The organism is Streptomyces sp. 11x1 (assembly GCF_032598905.1).
GTDB lineage: Bacteria > Actinomycetota > Actinomycetes > Streptomycetales > Streptomycetaceae > Streptomyces.
The window spans coordinates 8379927-8395283 of sequence record NZ_CP122458.1 but is presented as its reverse complement, the minus strand read 5'-3'; the positions used below and the strand labels follow the sequence as shown (position 1 = coordinate 8395283).

Genomic DNA, 15357 nt, shown 5'->3' with positions numbered 1-15357 from the left:
ATGTACCGCAGAGTCGGCCTCAGGAGTTCGGACGACGGGTACCTCCTCTCCCTCACACCGACTCAGTTCGAGCTGGTCAGGAGGATTCTTCTCGATCTATACGGCGGTAGTCACGCTCCGGAGGTGATTGCCGTCGTGGTCGGCGAAGCCTCGGCGGAACTACTCGAACTGAGGGGGCGGGAGACAGATTTCCAGGCCCGAAGGAATATCGAGGTGCACGTGAGCCACTCCGACCTTCGCATCCTGTACGGCGCCTTGGCATTCGCCTTCTTGAATCGCTCGTCGGAAGAGGCGTTTCACCACAGATACGGCTTCTACAGCGAGAACGTGCAGGCTGTGGGATGGGCGATCTGTGCGGCGCTTCAGAAGACAGGGAGCCCGGCCCCCTGAGGTGAGGTCCCGCCGGAGGTGATCCGGCAGGACCTCAGCCGACAACCCGCCCGTTCAGCACCACCCTCGACGGGGCCCCCAGCACGCGAACATCCGTGCGGGGGTCCCGTTCGTACACCACCAGGTCCGCCGGGGCGCCCTCGTCCAGGCCCGGGCGGCCCAGCCACTCGCGGGCGTGCCAGGTGGTCGCCGCGAGGGCCTCCACCGGTGGGATTCCGGCCGTGACCAGTTCGGCGACCTCGGCGGCGACCAGGCCGTGGGCCAGGGAGCCGCCCGCGTCCGTGCCGACGTACACCGGGATGCCCGCATCGTAGGCGTTGCGGACGGTGTCGTAGCGGCGTTCGTGGAGGCGACGCATGTGCGCGGCCCAGTTCGGGAACTTGGTCTCGCCACCCGCCGCCATGCTCGGGAAGGTGGCGATGTTGACCAGGGTCGGAACGATCGCGACGCCCCGGGAGGCGAAGAGGGGGATCAGGTCGTCCGTCAGGCCCGTCGCGTGTTCGATGCAGTCGATGCCCGCCTCGACGAGGTCGCGGAGGGACGACTCGGCGAAGCAGTGCGCCGTCACGCGGGCGCCCAAGAGGTGCGCCTCCGTGATCGCCGCCTCGACCGCCTCGCGCGGCCAGCAGGGCGACAGGTCGCCCAGCCCCCGGTCGATCCAGTCCCCGACCAGCTTCACCCAGCCGTCCCCGCGCCGGGCCTCCTGGGCGACGTACGCGACCAGTTCGTCCGGCTCGATCTCGTGGGCGAAGTTGCGGATGTAGCGCCGGGTGCGGGCGATGTGGCGGCCGGCCCGGATGATGTGCGGCAGGTCGTCGCGGTCGTCGATCCAGCGGGTGTCGGAGGGGGAGCCCGCGTCGCGGATGAGGAGGGTGCCCGCGTCCCGGTCGGTCAGCGCCTGTTTCTCGGCGACGTCCTCCGGGACCGGGCCGTGCGGGCCGAGGCCGACGTGGCAGTGCGCGTCGACCAGGCCGGGCAGGGCCCAGCCCTCGACGGTGCGGATGTCCTGGGCGCCGGCCGGGCGGTCGTACGACACCCGGCCGTCGATCACCCACAGCTCGTCCCGGACCTCCTCGGGTCCGACCAGGATCCGGCCCTTCACATGCAGCACCGCGCGCTCGCTCATGCACCGCACCTTAAGTCAGCGCGCCGGTACCCCAGAAAGGGACGCCCTCCTCACTCCTTGCCGCCCACCTGGTCCGACGTCTCCTCCTCCACCTCCGCCATCGCCGGGTCCAGGAGGCGGGAGAGGAAGTGGCGGGTGCGCTCGTGGCTCGGGCTGCCGATGACCCGGGCCGGGGGGCCCTCCTCGACGATCACGCCGTCGTCCATGAAGACGACGCGGTCGGCGACCTCGCGGGCGAAGGTCATCTCGTGGGTCACCACCATCATGGTCATGCCCTCCTGCGCCAGCCTGCGCATGACCGCCAGGACGTCACCCACCAGTTCCGGGTCGAGCGCCGAGGTCGGCTCGTCGAAGAGCATCACCTCGGGTCCCATCGACAGCGCGCGGGCGATCGCCACGCGCTGCTGCTGGCCGCCGGAGAGGGAGGCGGGGTAGGCGGCCGCCTTCTCCGACAGACCCACCCGGGACAGGTTCTCCGCCGCGACCTTCGCCGCCGTCGCCTTGTCCCGACTGAGGACCCGGCGCTGCGGCAGCGTGAGGTTCTCGGTCACCGTGAGGTGCGGGAAGAGGTTGAACTGCTGGAAGACCATGCCGATCCGGCGGCGTACGGCGTCGATGTCGACGTCGGGGTCCGTCAACTCCGTGCCGCCGACGAAGACCTGGCCCTCGGTGGGTTCCTCCAGGAGGTTCACGCACCTGAGCAGGGTCGATTTGCCGGAGCCGGACGGGCCGATGACACAGACCACCTCGCCCCGCCCGATCTCCAGGTCGATGCCCTTCAGCACCTCGTTGTCGCCGAACGACTTGTGCAGACCGCGTACGTGGATCTCGGGCCGGTTCATTTCACGGCCTCCTGGGCCTTCGCCTCCATACGGCGTACGACGAAGCCGAGCGGGATGGTCACCAGCAGGTAGCACAGGCCGGCGACCAGGATCGGCGTGGAGTTGGCGGTGGTGCTGGCCAGGTCACGGCCGTACTTGGACAGTTCGCGCTCCTCCAGGGTGACGCCCAGGAAGAGGACCAGCGAGGAGTCCTTGAAGAGCAGGACCAACTCGTTGGTGAGCGGCGGCAGGATGATCCGGAACGCCTGCGGGATGATGATCGAGACCATCGCGCGGGCGGGCGAGAAACCCAGCGAACGGGCCGCTTCCATCTGGCCCTTGGGAACCGCCTGGATGCCCGCCCGGATCGTCTCCGCCATGTACGCGGCGGCCACCAGACCGAGCGCGAGCGCCACCTTGCCGTACGTGCCGCCGGGGATCTCCGTGCCGGGGAAGGCCAGCGGCACGGCGACGCCGATGAAGATGAAGATCAGCAGGGCGGGCAGGCCCCGGAAGATCTCGATGTACACGCCGGCGAACCAGCGGTACGGGCCCACCGACGACAGCCGCATCAGCGCGATGACCATGCCGAGGACGAGTCCGAACACGAAGCCGGACAGCGTGTACAGCACGGTGTTCTTCAGGGCCAGCGTGATGACGTCGGGGAACATCTGCTCGGCGATGTCCCACTGGGCGAACTGGTTCTTCAGCCGGGCCCAGTCCGCCGACACCACGAAAGCGACGACGGCGGCGACGAACAGCGCGTACTGCGCGCCCCGGGAAAGGGCGCGCTTCTGGCTCCGGCTGAGCCCCCTCTTCTTCGGCTGGAGCGCTGTGTCCGAGTCGGTCCCGCTCATGAGGCCGACGGGGCGACCGAGGCGGCGCTCTCGTCGTACGGGCCGATCCACTGCTCGTACAGGTCCTTGTACGTGCCGTCGGCCTTGGCCTCCGCCAGCGCCTTGTCGATCGCCGCGAGGAGCTTGGCGTTGCCCTTCTTGACCGTGAAGCCGTACTCCTCACCGGTGTTGATCTGCTCGGCCACGGTGTAGGCATCGGCGAGGGTCGCGTCCTTGAGCCAGCCCTGGACCACCGGGTAGTCGATGACGACGGCGTCGACCTGGCCGGCGCGCAGGCCGTTGAGGACGGCGTCGGAGGACTCGAAGGAGACGGGGTCGAGGCCCTGGCTCTTGGCGTAGTCCTCGCCGGTGGTCTGTGCCTGGGTCCCGACCTTGTAGTCCCCGTCGCCCTTGAGGTCCGCGAAGGAACGGATGTCGGCCTTCTTGGCGGCGAGAACGGCCTGCGTCGCCTCGAAGTAAGGGTCGGAGAAGTCGACGTTCTTCTTGCGCTCGTCGGTGATGGTCATGCCGGCCGCGGCGAGGTCGCACTGTCCGGAGTTCAGGAAGGCGCCCGTCTTGAAGTTCTCGAACGGGGTGTCGAGGATGTCCTGCTTCACCCCCAGGTCCTCGGCGACGAGGTCGATCAGGGAGACGTCGAAGCCCTGGACCTTGCCGTCGATCTCGGACTGGAACGGCGGGTACGGCAGGTGGGTGCAGGTCGTGAGCTGACCGGCCTTCACCAGTTCGACCCCGCCGGCCGCGGTCTTGGTGGCGCCGCTGCCGCCGTCGTCCGAGGAACAGCCGGCCACGAGCAGCAGTCCGGCCGCGGCGGTGGTGGCGGCCAGGATGCGGGTCCGGCGTCCGGGGACCGAGTTCACGGGGAGACCTCCTGTAGGGAAACTGAGACAACCGATGATAAGGAAATCTTTGGCCTGCTCAAACTATTCCGATGCCTACCGACCCGTCTGACCTCAGATGTCGCCGGTGAGGGGCGCCAGGTGCCGTCGGTACCCTCGTCACCATCTACCCCGTCAGTGAAGAGAGCACCCCGTGACACACCCGTTTCTGGATCTGGCCCCGCTGAGCGCGTCGCACTTCGCCGCGATCGAGGACCGGGTGGCCCGGCTGCTCTCCACCGAGCAGGACGTCGTGATCACCCAGGGCGAGGCGCTGCTGCCGCTGGAGGGCGCGATCCGCGGGGCCGCCGGGCCGGACACGACGGCGCTGAACGTGATCACCGGTCCGTACGGGCAGACCTTCGGGAACTGGCTGCGGGACTGCGGGGCGACGGTCGTCGACCTGGCGGTGCCCTTCCACACGGCGGTGACGGCCGGTCAGATCCAGGACGCCTTCGCCGAGCACCCGGCGATCGACTTCGTGTCGCTGGTGCACGCGGAGGCGGCGACCGGCAACACCAACCCCGTGGCGGAGATCGGCGAGGTGGTCCGCGAGCACGGTGCCCTGTTCTACCTGGACGCGGTGGCCTCCGTCGGCGCCGAGCCGGTGCTGCCGGACGCGTGGGGAGTCGACCTGTGCGTCATCGGGGCGCAGAAGGCGATGGGCGGGCCTGCCGGGGTCTCCGCGATCTCCGTGAGCGAGCGGGCGTGGGCGCGGATGGCGGCCAACCCGCGGGCGCCGCGCCGCTCGTACCTCTCGCTCCTGGACTGGAAGGAGCGCTGGATCGACGGCGGTCGCCGGGCCCTCCTGCACGCGCCCGCCCAGCTGGAGATGCTCACCCTGGAGGCCTGTCTGGAGCGCATCGAGGCGGAGGGGCTCGACACCGTGATGTCCCGGCACGCGTCCGCCGCCGCGGCGACCCGGGCCGGGGCGCTCGCGCTGGGTGGGGGTCTGGAGCCGTACGTGCGCGAGGCGGCCGACGCCGCGCCGGTCGCCACGACCCTGCGGTCGCCCGCGGGGGTCGACGCCGCGGAGCTGGTCGCCAAGGCGCTCGCCACGGACCCGGCGCTCCCGCTGGCCGCCGGTGGCGGGCCCCTCGCCGCGGAGATGATCCGCGTGAACCACTACGGCCCCGACGCCACCCCGGGCGTCGTGCACTCCGCCCTCGCGGGACTGGGCGCGGCCCTGGCGGAGTTCGGCGCGAGCGTGGACCTGGAGGGGGCCCGGCGGGCGGCGGCGGAGGCCTGGGCGTAGGGAAGCGCTTTTGCCGGGGGAATTGCGTCGGCTTTCGCAACAGGAATACAGTGGGATTCACAGAACAGAATCCCGTATTCTTCTGCCCGCTCTTCTCTCGTCTAAACGCAAAGATTTCACGGACACCTGCGGGCCCGATTCGAGCAGAAGTCGTGAGAGTTACGCACGTGTGACCGACTCCACAACCCGCCCGTTTTGTGCGGTAATTTACGGGCGAAACCTACCATAACGACTAGGCACGCCGCAGGCCTTCACGCCCGCGTGATAACACGAGAACGGCCCATATGTAACCCCGCGCGGCGATGCAATTCGAAATTCCCATGGGTAAATTCAAGCCCCATGACTGCCGCACAAGCAGAACCACTGACGGAAATCGCGGAAGGGATTCGGATCGATCGCCCGGACGTGTCGGACGGCGCGTCGCTCTGGCGCATCGCCGGCGAGTCCGGAGCCCTGGACCTGAACTCCTCGTACAGCTATCTCCTGTGGTGCCGGGACTTCGCGGACACCTCGGCGGTGGCGCGGGACGAGTCCGGGGAGCCGGTCGGGTTCGTGACCGGGTACGTGCGGCCGGAGCAGCCGGACACCCTGTTGGTGTGGCAGGTGGCCGTCGACGAGGCGCACCGGGGGCTCGGGCTCGCGGCCGCGCTGCTGGACGGGCTCACCGCCCGGGTCGCGCGACGGCACCCGCTGACCACCCTGGAGACGACCATCACCCCCGGTAACACCGCCTCCGAGCGCCTGTTCGCCGCGTTCGCCGAGCGGCACGGCGCGAGCGTCGAGCGCACGGTCCTGTTCGAGGCGGGGGACTTCCCGGACGGCCCGCACCAGCCCGAGGTGCTCCACCGCATCGGCCCGCTGACCCCCTGAGGGCCGCCGCCCGGCCGGGTCCCCGCCTGACCGGCGTCTCCGCCCGTCCGGGGTGTCCGCCCGACCGGAGGCACCTTCTCCACTCCCTCACTCCCCCCTTCTCCCCTCACCCCTCCACGCACCGAGGAGCGATTCGACGTGACCATCACCCAGCCCGACCTGAGCGTCTTCGAGACCCTGGAGTCCGAGGTGCGCAGCTACTGCCGCGGCTGGCCCACCGTCTTCGACCGCGCGCAGGGCAGCCGGATGTTCGACGAGGACGGCCACACGTATCTGGACTTCTTCGCCGGCGCCGGTTCACTCAACTACGGCCACAACAACCCCGTGCTCAAACGCGCCCTCATCGACTATCTGGAACGGGACGGCGTCACCCACGGGCTCGACATGTCGACGACGGCCAAGCGGGCGTTCCTGGAGTCCTTCCAGAACCTGGTGCTGCGGCCGCGCGACCTGCCGTACAAGGTCATGTTCCCGGGGCCGACGGGCACCAACGCGGTGGAGTCCGCGCTGAAGCTGGCGCGGAAGGTGAAGGGGCGCGAGGCCATCGTGTCGTTCACCAACGCCTTCCACGGTATGTCGCTCGGTTCGCTCGCCGTCACCGGCAACGCCTTCAAGCGGGCCGGGGCGGGGATCCCGCTGGTGCACGGCACCCCGATGCCGTTCGACAACTACTTCGACGGCACGGTCGAGGACTTCCTGTGGTTCGAGCGTCTTCTGGAGGACCAGGGCTCCGGGCTGAACAAGCCCGCCGCGGTGATCGTGGAGACCGTGCAGGGCGAGGGCGGCATCAACGTCGCCCGTCCGGAGTGGCTGCGCGCGCTCGCCGAGCTGTGCGAGCGGCAGGACATGCTGCTCATCGTCGACGACATCCAGATGGGCTGCGGTCGTACGGGCGCCTTCTTCTCGTTCGAGGAAGCCGGCATCACGCCCGACATCGTCACCGTCTCGAAGTCGATCAGCGGCTACGGGCTGCCGATGTCGCTCTGCCTGTTCAAGCCGGAGCTGGACATCTGGGAGCCCGGCGAGCACAACGGCACCTTCCGCGGCAACAACCCCGCGTTCGTGACGGCGACGGCCGCGCTGGAGGCGTACTGGGCCGACGGCTCCGCCATGGAGAAGCAGACCCGCAAGCGCGGTGAGCAGGTCGAGCAGGCGCTCATCTCCATCACGGAGGAGAACCTCGCCGACGTGAAGGAGTACCGGGGCCGCGGCCTGGTGTGGGGCATGGAGTTCCACGACAAGGAGCGCGCAGGCCGGGTGGCCAAGCGGGCCTTCGAACTCGGGCTGCTGATCGAGACGTCCGGCCCGGAGAGCGAGGTCGTCAAACTGCTGCCGGCCCTCACCATCACTTCCGAGGAGCTGGACGAGGGCCTGCGCGTCCTCGCCCGCGCCGTCCGGGAAACCGTCTGAGCAACCGTCCGGGCAACCGCCCGAGACACCGTCAGAGAAGGCTGAGAAGGAGGCCTGGAACCACCGTGATCGTCCGTTCTTTCAAGGATCTGGAAGGCACCGACCGGCACGTCAAAGCCGCGTCCGGCACGTGGGAGAGCAAACGCATCGTCCTCGCCAAGGAGAGGGTCGGTTTCTCCCTGCACGAGACGGTCCTCTACGCGGGCACGGAGACGTCGATGTGGTACGCGAACCACATCGAGGCCGTGGTGTGCGTCGAGGGCGAGGCCGAGCTGACCGACAACGAGACCGGGCGCACGTACACGATCACGCCCGGGACCATGTACCTCCTCGACGGGCACGAGCGGCACACGATGCGGATCAAGGAGGACTTCCGCTGCATCTGTGTGTTCAACCCGCCCGTGACCGGACGGGAGGACCACGACGAGAACGGCGTCTACCCGCTGCTCACCGAGCCCGAGGAGGTCTGACATCACCATGACCACGACCACCACGATGAACACGGCCACCACCGTCCCCGACCTCTACCCCAGCCGCGGGGCCACCGAGGTCACCGTCCCGCGTCAGGACCCGGTCGTCTGGGGCTCCCCCGGCACGCCCGGCCCCGTCTCCCTCGCCGAACTCCAGGCGTACGAGCGTGACGGCTTCCTCCCCGTGGAGCAGCTGATCGAGCCGGACGAGGTCGCCGTGTACCGGCAGGAGCTGGAGCGGCTCGTCGCCGACCCGGCGATCCGCGCCGACGACCGCTCGATCGTCGAGCCGAAGTCGCAGGAGATCCGGTCGGTCTTCGAGGTCCACCGGATCAGCGAGCTGTTCGCGCAGCTGGTGCGGGACGAGCGGGTCGTCGGGCGGGCCCGGCAGATCCTCGGCTCGGACGTCTACGTCCACCAGTCGCGGATCAACGTGAAGCCGGGCTTCGGCGCGTCCGGGTTCTACTGGCACTCCGACTTCGAGACCTGGCACGCCGAGGACGGGCTGCCGAACATGCGGACGGTGTCCGTCTCGATCGCGCTGACCGAGAACTACGACACCAACGGCGGTCTGATGATCATGCCGGGGTCGCACCGGACGTTCCTCGGCTGCGCGGGCGCCACCCCGAAGGACAACTACAAGAAGTCGCTGCAGATGCAGGACGCCGGCACCCCGTCCGACGAGGCGCTCACGGCCATGGCGTCCGAGTACGGCATCAAGCTGTTCACGGGCAAGGCCGGTTCGGCGACCTGGTTCGACTGCAACTGCATGCACGGGTCCGGCGACAACATCACACCGTTCCCGCGCAGCAACGTCTTCATCGTCTTCAACAGCGTGGAGAACGTGGCCGTGGAGCCGTTCGCCGCGCCGGTACGGCGGCCGGAGTTCATCGGCGCACGGGACTTCACCCCGGTGCGATGAGCCCACCGTCCCCCTGACGGGGCCGGGCGGTCGCCACCCCTGAGCGACCGCCCGGCCCCTTCCGCATGCCTACGGGGCGCGTACGTCCACGAGCCCTAGAGCCAGGCCAACGACGCCGCCCGCTCCAGTACGTTCCGTGCCGCGCTCTCGTCGCCCGTGATGGCCCTCGGTACCTCCTCCGGGGTGTGGCGGCCGCCGACGAGGAGGCAGAAGTCGACCGGATCCAGGCTGAGTTCGGCGTGCACGGGGCCCGTGTCGTCGCCGAGGATCCAGCTGGTGCAGGTGGGCCCGGTGACCTCGAAGAGGACGGGCGGCGCGTCGTGGAGGGCCAGACCGAGGATGCGGACGGCCAGCCGGACCAGGGACCACAGATGCTCGGCGGGGGGCGGCGGCACGGGGAGAGCGAGGGCCCGGCCGATGTCGTCCGTGTGGATCCAGGCCTCGAAGGCGCGGATCACGAAGTGGTCGGCGACCGGCAGCCGCAGGCCCAGCACCGTGACGGGGCGGGCGGCGAGTTCGGGGTCGGCGGCCTCGGGGGTGGCGAGCAGCGCGGCGGCCTGCGCGGCCCACGTGGCGACCGTCTGCGCGGGCGTGCGCCGGTGCTCGTGGGCGATGACGTCGGCGGTGCGCCGGGCCCAGGCGTCCCCGGCGGGGATCCCGTCCGGGATGTGCGAGACGGGCAGCCCTGTGTCGACGCCCAGGCATACGGCCAGGTGTTCGTCGGCGGCGACGAGGTGGGCGACGGTGGCGTGCGCGTCCCAGTCGTGCACGACCGGGACGCCCCAGCGGCCCTCCACCTCCGGTACCAGCGCCTGGAGTCCGGCCACGGCCGCGGCGTAGGGCGCCGCGTGATGGGCGATCTCGGCGGCCCGGGGGCGGCGGGAGCGGAGAGCGAGCGAGAGGACGCCGTCGGCGCCCGCGTCCACGCCACCGCCCGGGCCACCGGCCACGCCACCGCCCGGGCGCCCGTCCGCCGATCCGTCCAGCAGTCGTACCGTGTCGCGCAGGCGTTCCGCCTCTGCCGCGCACGACGGGCAGGCGGCCAGGTGCGGGGTGACTCTGCGCAGGTCGCCGGGCGGGAGCGCGCCGACGGCCCAGGCGGCCAGCAGCTCCCGCACGCCGTCGTGGTCGTTGGTCATCGCGCGCCGCCCTTTCGCCCTGCCACGTCCACGATACGCAGGTGCCGCGCGCTCCGGACGGTCCCGTGCGCCCCCATCACGCGCCCCTTGCCGCTGCCGGATCCGGTGGGTCCGCGAGGGACTCCGCCAGTTTGCGCAGCGCCGAGCGGAGGCGGGTCTTCGCGGTGCCCTCGGGTATCCCGAGCTCGACGGCGGCCTGGCGGTAGGTGCGGCCCGCGAAGTAGGCGAGGTGGACCACCTCCCGCTGGGGGCGCGGGAGTTCGGCGAGGGCGGTGTGCAGCTGCAGGGAGCGCTCGCGCTCGACGACCGCCTCGGCCGGGTCGGGGCCCGCGTCGGGGATGGCGTGCAGCGCCGAGTCGTCCGCGCGGACGTCCTTGCGGTGCCGGGCCTCGCCGCGCACCCAGTCCACGGCCCGCCGGTGGGCGACCATGGACAGCCAGGTGCGCAGCGAGCCCCGGCGCGCGTCGAAGCCGTACGGCCTGCTCCAGAGCTGGGCGAAGACCTCCTGCGCCACGTCCTCGGCGGCCGCCGGGCTGCGGGTGACCCGGACGGCCACCCGCCGGACGAGTCCCCCGTACGCCGCGTACGCCTCACGCAGCGCGGACTCGTCCCCGTACACCAGCCGCCGATGCAACTCCACATCGATGGACGGCTGTTCGAGCGTCGGCTCCACCGGCACCACCACCTAGTGATGCCCTTCCTAGCGTCCTGGGGCGGTCCGCGCCAGTGGGTCAGGGAAGTCGGCCGGACAGGGCGTCCAGAAGCCGGTCGACGTCCGCCGGTGTGTTGTACAGGTGGAAGGCGGCCCGCAGATGGCCCGCGCGATCGGAGACCTCGATCCCCGCGCGGCTCAACTCCGCCTGCCGCCGCCCGAGTCCGGGCACCGACACGATCGCCGACCCGGGCGCGGGCACCGGCTCGCGGCCCAGCGCGGCGAGACCCGCGCGGAACCGGTCGGCCAGCGCCAGGTCGTGGTCCCGTACGTTCGCCACGCCCAGCTCCTCGATCAGCGCCAGGGAGCGGCGGGCGCCCGCGTAGGAGAACAGGCTGGGGCTCTCGTCGAACCGGCGTGCGGAGCGGGCGAGTTCCTCGACCGGGCCGTAGCAGCTGTCCCACGGCTCCTCCCCCGCGACCCAGCCGGCGAAGACGGGGGTGAGCCCGCCGAGGTCCTCCGGAACGACGAGGAAGGTGACTCCGCGCGGGCACAGCAGCCATTTGAAGGCGACGGCGACGACGTAGTCGTACGCGTCCGCCTCGATCGGCAGCCAGCCGGCCGACTGCGACGCGTCGACGAACGTACGCGCTCCCCGCTCCCGGGCCGCCTCACGGATCGCGTCCAGGTCGGCGACCCGGCCGTCGGCGGACTGCGCGGCGCTCACCGCGACGAGTGCGGTGCCGGGCCGCACCGACTCGGCGACGCGCTCCAGCGGCACCTGGCGCACCTTGAGGTCGCCGCGCACATGGAAGGGGTTCACGAGGGACGCGAACTCGCCCTCGGCCGTCAGCACCTCGGCTCCCGCCGGGAGCGCGGCGGCGATCAGACCGCTGTAGACGGCGACCGAGGCCCCGGCCGCCACGCGGCGGTCCGGCACCCCGGTGATCCGGCCGAACGCCGCCCGCGCGGCCTCCACGTCGGCGAACATGTCCTGCGCCTGCCCGGCGGCCACGGACTCCACGGCCGCCTGCATCGCGTCGACCGCTCGGGCGGGCAGCAGGCCCGTACTGGCGGTGTTCAGGTAGGTGTTCTTCGGGACGAACTCGGCACGCACGAGGCTCTCGAAGGTTTCCATGGGACCACTGTGGGGCCGGGCGCATCCCACGTCCATTGAGAAGTTTTGCGCCCTGTCCCCAAGCAACGCTTATGTATGGCGTCTGACCTGCGCCGCCGCGTCCCCTTTAGGGGCGCGGGGAACTGCGCGAGCAACCACAACGGACCCGCGGCCCGCGAGCCACCGCACTCCTACGGCGCTGCCCGGCGCCCTCTATTGAGGCACCGCACACCCCTCCGGCCCACAAGCCTCCGCGCCGTCCGCCGCCACGACAGTGAGCGGCGCGGGCCGCTCTCCCCACGCCTGGGCGAGTGCCTTCTCGAAGACCTCCGCGGGCTGCGCCCCGGACACCCCGTACTTCCGGTCCAGCACGAAGAACGGCACTCCGTTCGCGCCGAGCGCAGCGGCCTCCCGCTCGTCCGCGCGGACGGCGTCCGCGTAGGCGTCGGGGTCGGCCAGCACCTTGCGCGCGGCCTCCTCGTCGAGCCCGGCCTCGACGGCAAGTTCGATCAGGTAGTCGTCCGCGTCGGCGTACACGGACCGCTCCTCGGCGAAGTTCGCCCGGTAGAAGGCCTGGAGCAGTTCGCTCTGCCGCCCCTGTTCCTTGGCGAAGTGGATCAGGCGGTGCATGTCGAAGGTGCTGCCGTGGTCACGGCCCTCCGCCCGGTAGGCGAGCCCCTCGGCCGCCGCCTGCTCCCGCAGGTTGTGCTCACCGGCCTGGGCCTGCGCCCGGCTCATGCCGTACTTCTTGGCGAGCATGGTGAGCACGGGCTGGATGTCGTCCTTGGCGCGGCCCGGGTCGAGCTCGAAGGAGCGGTGCACCACCTCGACGCCGTCACGGTGCGGGAAGGCCGCGAGCGCCTTCTCGAAGCGGGCCTTGCCCACGTAGCACCAGGGGCAGGCGATGTCGCTCCAGATCTCGACGCGCATGGTTCAGCTCTCTCCAGGTCGTACGGGACGGAGACGCCCTCCGCCTCCACCGTGGATGAACGTTCAAGCAGCGCGGCTCATTCCCGGCCGAGGGTCTTTCGCCCCCGCCCCCCTACCCGTCCCGTCCCGCCCTCAAGGGGCTGCGCCCCTTCGCCCCCCACAGCGCGCCTCCGGTGGGACTTCTCGCGCAGTTCCCCGCGCCCCTTTCGGGGCGCGGCCTCAGCTGCCGTTCCTCAGGTCCTCCGGCCAGTTCGGGCGGAACTCGATCTCGTCGTAGGTGACCACGCAGCCCTCCCCCATCGGGGACTGCGTCATGAAGCCGATCAGGGCGGCGCCGCTCTCCCGCTCGCCGGCGAGGGTGAAGAGGCGGACGAAGGTCCACCGCTTGCCGTCGCGGGAGGCGTGGAAGGCGAAGGCGCGCCCGGTGCGGCTGACCCGGAGCCAGACCGAACTTCCCTCGACGGTGAAGGAGTTGGCGTCGTCCGAATGCCCCCGGGTGACCACCGTGCACACGGTCGGCACGTCGGGGGAGTTCTCCAGGCAGAGCTTCGCCCAGGCCCGCTCCCCCACGTGCACGTACAGCACGCCCGCGTCGAACCCGGCGGCGAAGCCGACGGTGACGCGGGCGATCAGCTGGAAGTCCCCTTCCGGCGATCCCAGCAGCCGGGGCGCGTCCGATTTCGGGTCGAGCCCCTCGTCCGTGGGCGGCACGAACCGGTCCTGCCGGGCACCGGCCCATCCGGTGAGCACCCCGTCCTCGTAGGACCAGTGCCCATCGGGGCCATATGTGCGAAGGGGGAAGGGGAGTTCGGGAATCTCGACGTCCATCGGGGGATTCTCGCAGCTCCCGGCCCACATCAGCAGGCTTTTTGGGAGCGCGGGGCTGCATCGATAAGCGGCTCCGCCGCGGGGCGCGAGCAACCACGACGCTCGCGCAGCCCGGACCCGATCCGCGCCCCTGCCTACGGCGCTCCCGCAGAGGGCTAGCGCTCCAGAACCCCGTTGAACCGCCGCGGCAGCCCCAGCGGGTTCTCGTCCCGCAGCTCCGGCGGAAGCAGCGCCGAGGGCGCCCCCTGGTAGGCGACCGGCCGCAGCCACCGCTCGATGGCCGTGCCGCCCACCGACGTGGACGTCGACGTGGTCGCCGGGTAGGGCCCACCGTGGTGCTGGGCCGCGGCCACGGCCACACCCGTCGGCCAGCCGTTCACGAGCACGCGCCCGGCCAGCGGCGTCAGCTCGGCCAGCAGTTCCGGCCCGCGCCCGCCCTCGGCCGCCTCCTCACCCGACACGTGCACCGTCGCGGTGAGGTTGCCCGGCAGCCGGGACAGCACCGACTTGGCCTCGTCCTCGTCCTCGTAGCGGGCCACGACCGTGAGCGGCCCGAAGCACTCCTCCAGGAGCAGGTCGTGCTCGCCCTCGGCCGCCAGCCTGCCGGCCGGGACGGTCAGGAACCCGGGGCTGACGGTGTGCTCGCCGCCCGCGCCGGCGGTCACCGGCGACTCGACGTCCGGCAGCTCGGCGCGCTCGGCGACACCGGCGAGGAAGTTGTCACGCATCCGGTGGTCCAGCAGGACCCCGGAGTCGACGTCGCTGACCGCGTCGGTGAGCGACTTGAGCAGCCGGTCGCCGGCGTCACCGGCGGGCGCCAGCACCAGGCCCGGCTTGACGCAGAACTGGCCGACACCGAGCGTCATCGACCCGGCGAGCCCGGCGCCGATCGCCTCCGCGCGCTCGGCGGCGGCGGCCTCGGTGATGAGGACCGGGTTCAGGGAGCCCAGCTCTCCGTGGAACGGGATCGGCACGGGGCGCGCGGCCGCCGCGTCGAAGAGGGCACGGCCGCCGCGTACCGAACCGGTGAAGCCGGCGGCGGTGACGAGCGGGTGCTTGACCAGCTCGACGCCCGCCTCGAAGCCGTGCACGAGGCCGAGGACGCCCTCGGGGATGCCGTGCTCGGCGGCGGCCCGGCGCAGCACGATCGCGACCAGCTCGGACAGGGCCGGGTGGTCGGGGTGGGCCTTGACGACCACCGGGCAGCCGGCGGCCAGCGCGCTCGCCGTGTCACCGCCGGGAACGGAGAAGGCGAAGGGGAAGTTGGAGGCCGAGTACACGGCCACGACGCCGAGGGGGACCTTGTAACGGCGCAGGTCCGGGATGGGCGGGGTGGCGGTGTCGTCGGGGTGGTTGATCACCACGTCGAGGAAGGCGCCCTCGTCGACGATGTCGGCGAAGGCCCGCAGCTGGTAGCAGGTGCGGGCGAGTTCGCCGGTGAGCCGGACCGGGCCGAGCGCGGTCTCGGCGTCGGCGACCTCGACGAGCTGGTCCTTGGCCGCCTGGAGCTGGTCGGCGGCGGTGCGCAGGAAGGCCGCGCGGACCGTGCGGTCGGTGAGGGAGGCACGGGCGGCGTGCGCCGCGCGGACGGCGGCGTCGACCTCCTGGGCTGTGGCCTCCACCGCAACCTGCTCGCGCTGCTTCCCGGTACGGGGGTCGACACTCCAGACTGGTGCTGCTGCCACCGCGGGTTCC

16 protein-coding genes are annotated in these 15357 nt (G+C 71.2%); 6 read left to right on the top strand and 10 right to left on the bottom strand.

Annotation, left to right across the window (positions count from 1 at the left end):
* The gene (locus tag P8T65_RS36835) at positions 1-390 is read left to right on the top strand and encodes a hypothetical protein (RefSeq protein ID WP_316729556.1); all 390 of its coding nucleotides are present in this window, start codon (positions 1-3) and stop codon (positions 388-390) included.
* A gap of 34 nt (positions 391-424) precedes the next feature.
* On the opposite strand, the gene P8T65_RS36830 is transcribed toward P8T65_RS36835, so the two are convergent.
* The 4 genes from P8T65_RS36830 to P8T65_RS36815 are packed head-to-tail and all read right to left on the bottom strand — an operon-like array spanning position 425 to position 4051.
* Complete coding sequence (locus tag P8T65_RS36830) at positions 425-1516, bottom strand: amidohydrolase family protein (RefSeq protein ID WP_316729554.1); 1092 nt, start codon at positions 1514-1516, stop codon at positions 425-427.
* A 50-nt stretch (positions 1517-1566) separates the two neighbouring features.
* Entirely contained in the window at positions 1567-2358 is a 792-nt protein-coding gene (locus P8T65_RS36825) for an amino acid ABC transporter ATP-binding protein (RefSeq protein ID WP_316729552.1), read from the bottom strand.
* Positions 2355-3194, bottom strand: a complete 840-nt coding sequence (locus P8T65_RS36820; RefSeq protein WP_316729550.1) for an amino acid ABC transporter permease — start codon at positions 3192-3194, stop codon at positions 2355-2357. Before P8T65_RS36820 ends, P8T65_RS36825 begins: the two co-directional genes overlap by 4 nt.
* Positions 3191-4051, bottom strand: a complete 861-nt coding sequence (locus P8T65_RS36815; protein ID WP_316729548.1) for a transporter substrate-binding domain-containing protein — start codon at positions 4049-4051, stop codon at positions 3191-3193. Before P8T65_RS36815 ends, P8T65_RS36820 begins: the two co-directional genes overlap by 4 nt.
* Before the next feature lie 172 nt (positions 4052-4223).
* Here P8T65_RS36815 and P8T65_RS36810 point away from each other — a divergent pair, with 172 nt between their 5' ends.
* The 5 genes from P8T65_RS36810 to thpD all read left to right on the top strand — a co-directional run bounded on the left by P8T65_RS36810 (position 4224) and on the right by thpD (position 8996).
* A complete protein-coding gene (locus tag P8T65_RS36810) occupies positions 4224-5324 on the top strand; it encodes an aminotransferase class V-fold PLP-dependent enzyme (RefSeq protein ID WP_316729547.1) in 1101 nt (366 codons plus the stop codon).
* Positions 5325-5663: 339 nt separating this feature from the next.
* The gene (ectA, locus tag P8T65_RS36805; RefSeq protein WP_316729546.1) at positions 5664-6194 is read left to right on the top strand and encodes a diaminobutyrate acetyltransferase; all 531 of its coding nucleotides are present in this window, start codon (positions 5664-5666) and stop codon (positions 6192-6194) included.
* Positions 6195-6332: 138 nt separating this feature from the next.
* A complete protein-coding gene (gene ectB, locus P8T65_RS36800) occupies positions 6333-7604 on the top strand; it encodes a diaminobutyrate--2-oxoglutarate transaminase (protein WP_316729545.1) in 1272 nt (423 codons plus the stop codon).
* A gap of 65 nt (positions 7605-7669) precedes the next feature.
* A complete protein-coding gene (locus P8T65_RS36795) occupies positions 7670-8074 on the top strand; it encodes an ectoine synthase (RefSeq protein WP_184895678.1) in 405 nt (134 codons plus the stop codon).
* Between the two features lie 7 nt (positions 8075-8081).
* Complete coding sequence (gene thpD / locus P8T65_RS36790) at positions 8082-8996, top strand: ectoine hydroxylase (RefSeq protein WP_316729544.1); 915 nt, start codon at positions 8082-8084, stop codon at positions 8994-8996.
* 95 nt (positions 8997-9091) lie between these two features.
* On the opposite strand, the gene P8T65_RS36785 is transcribed toward thpD, so the two are convergent.
* The 6 genes from P8T65_RS36785 to P8T65_RS36760 form a co-directional block, all read right to left on the bottom strand.
* Entirely contained in the window at positions 9092-10135 is a 1044-nt protein-coding gene (locus P8T65_RS36785) for a zf-HC2 domain-containing protein (RefSeq protein WP_316729543.1), read from the bottom strand.
* A gap of 76 nt (positions 10136-10211) precedes the next feature.
* The gene (locus P8T65_RS36780) at positions 10212-10820 is read right to left on the bottom strand and encodes a sigma-70 family RNA polymerase sigma factor (RefSeq protein WP_316729542.1); all 609 of its coding nucleotides are present in this window, start codon (positions 10818-10820) and stop codon (positions 10212-10214) included.
* Positions 10821-10866: 46 nt separating this feature from the next.
* Positions 10867-11925, bottom strand: a complete 1059-nt coding sequence (locus P8T65_RS36775) for an aminotransferase class V-fold PLP-dependent enzyme (protein ID WP_316729541.1) — start codon at positions 11923-11925, stop codon at positions 10867-10869.
* A 192-nt stretch (positions 11926-12117) separates the two neighbouring features.
* A complete protein-coding gene (locus tag P8T65_RS36770) occupies positions 12118-12834 on the bottom strand; it encodes a DsbA family oxidoreductase (protein ID WP_316729539.1) in 717 nt (238 codons plus the stop codon).
* Positions 12835-13053: 219 nt separating this feature from the next.
* Positions 13054-13662, bottom strand: coding sequence for a DUF1349 domain-containing protein (locus P8T65_RS36765; RefSeq protein WP_184895668.1), 609 nt, complete (start codon positions 13660-13662; stop codon positions 13054-13056).
* A gap of 155 nt (positions 13663-13817) precedes the next feature.
* Positions 13818-15347, bottom strand: a complete 1530-nt coding sequence (locus P8T65_RS36760; RefSeq protein ID WP_230214350.1) for an aldehyde dehydrogenase (NADP(+)) — start codon at positions 15345-15347, stop codon at positions 13818-13820.
* Between the last annotated feature and the right edge of the window lie 10 nt (positions 15348-15357).

Bases quoted from the DNA above. Each gene is read 5' to 3' on its own strand.
- P8T65_RS36775 (WP_316729541.1), bottom strand. From the start codon at position 11,925: ATGGAAACCTTCGAGAGCCTCGTGCGTGCCGAGTTCGTCCCGAAGAAC.
- thpD (WP_316729544.1), top strand. From the start codon at position 8,082: ATGACCACGACCACCACGATGAACACGGCCACCACCGTCCCCGACCTC.
- ectA (WP_316729546.1), top strand. From the start codon at position 5,664: ATGACTGCCGCACAAGCAGAACCACTGACGGAAATCGCGGAAGGGATT.
- P8T65_RS36765 (WP_184895668.1), bottom strand. From the start codon at position 13,662: ATGGACGTCGAGATTCCCGAACTCCCCTTCCCCCTTCGCACATATGGC.
- P8T65_RS36825 (WP_316729552.1), bottom strand. From the start codon at position 2,358: ATGAACCGGCCCGAGATCCACGTACGCGGTCTGCACAAGTCGTTCGGC.
- P8T65_RS36830 (WP_316729554.1), bottom strand. From the start codon at position 1,516: ATGAGCGAGCGCGCGGTGCTGCATGTGAAGGGCCGGATCCTGGTCGGA.
- P8T65_RS36770 (WP_316729539.1), bottom strand. From the start codon at position 12,834: ATGCGCGTCGAGATCTGGAGCGACATCGCCTGCCCCTGGTGCTACGTG.
- P8T65_RS36785 (WP_316729543.1), bottom strand. From the start codon at position 10,135: ATGACCAACGACCACGACGGCGTGCGGGAGCTGCTGGCCGCCTGGGCC.
- P8T65_RS36835 (WP_316729556.1), top strand. From the start codon at position 1: ATGTACCGCAGAGTCGGCCTCAGGAGTTCGGACGACGGGTACCTCCTC.
- P8T65_RS36820 (WP_316729550.1), bottom strand. From the start codon at position 3,194: ATGAGCGGGACCGACTCGGACACAGCGCTCCAGCCGAAGAAGAGGGGG.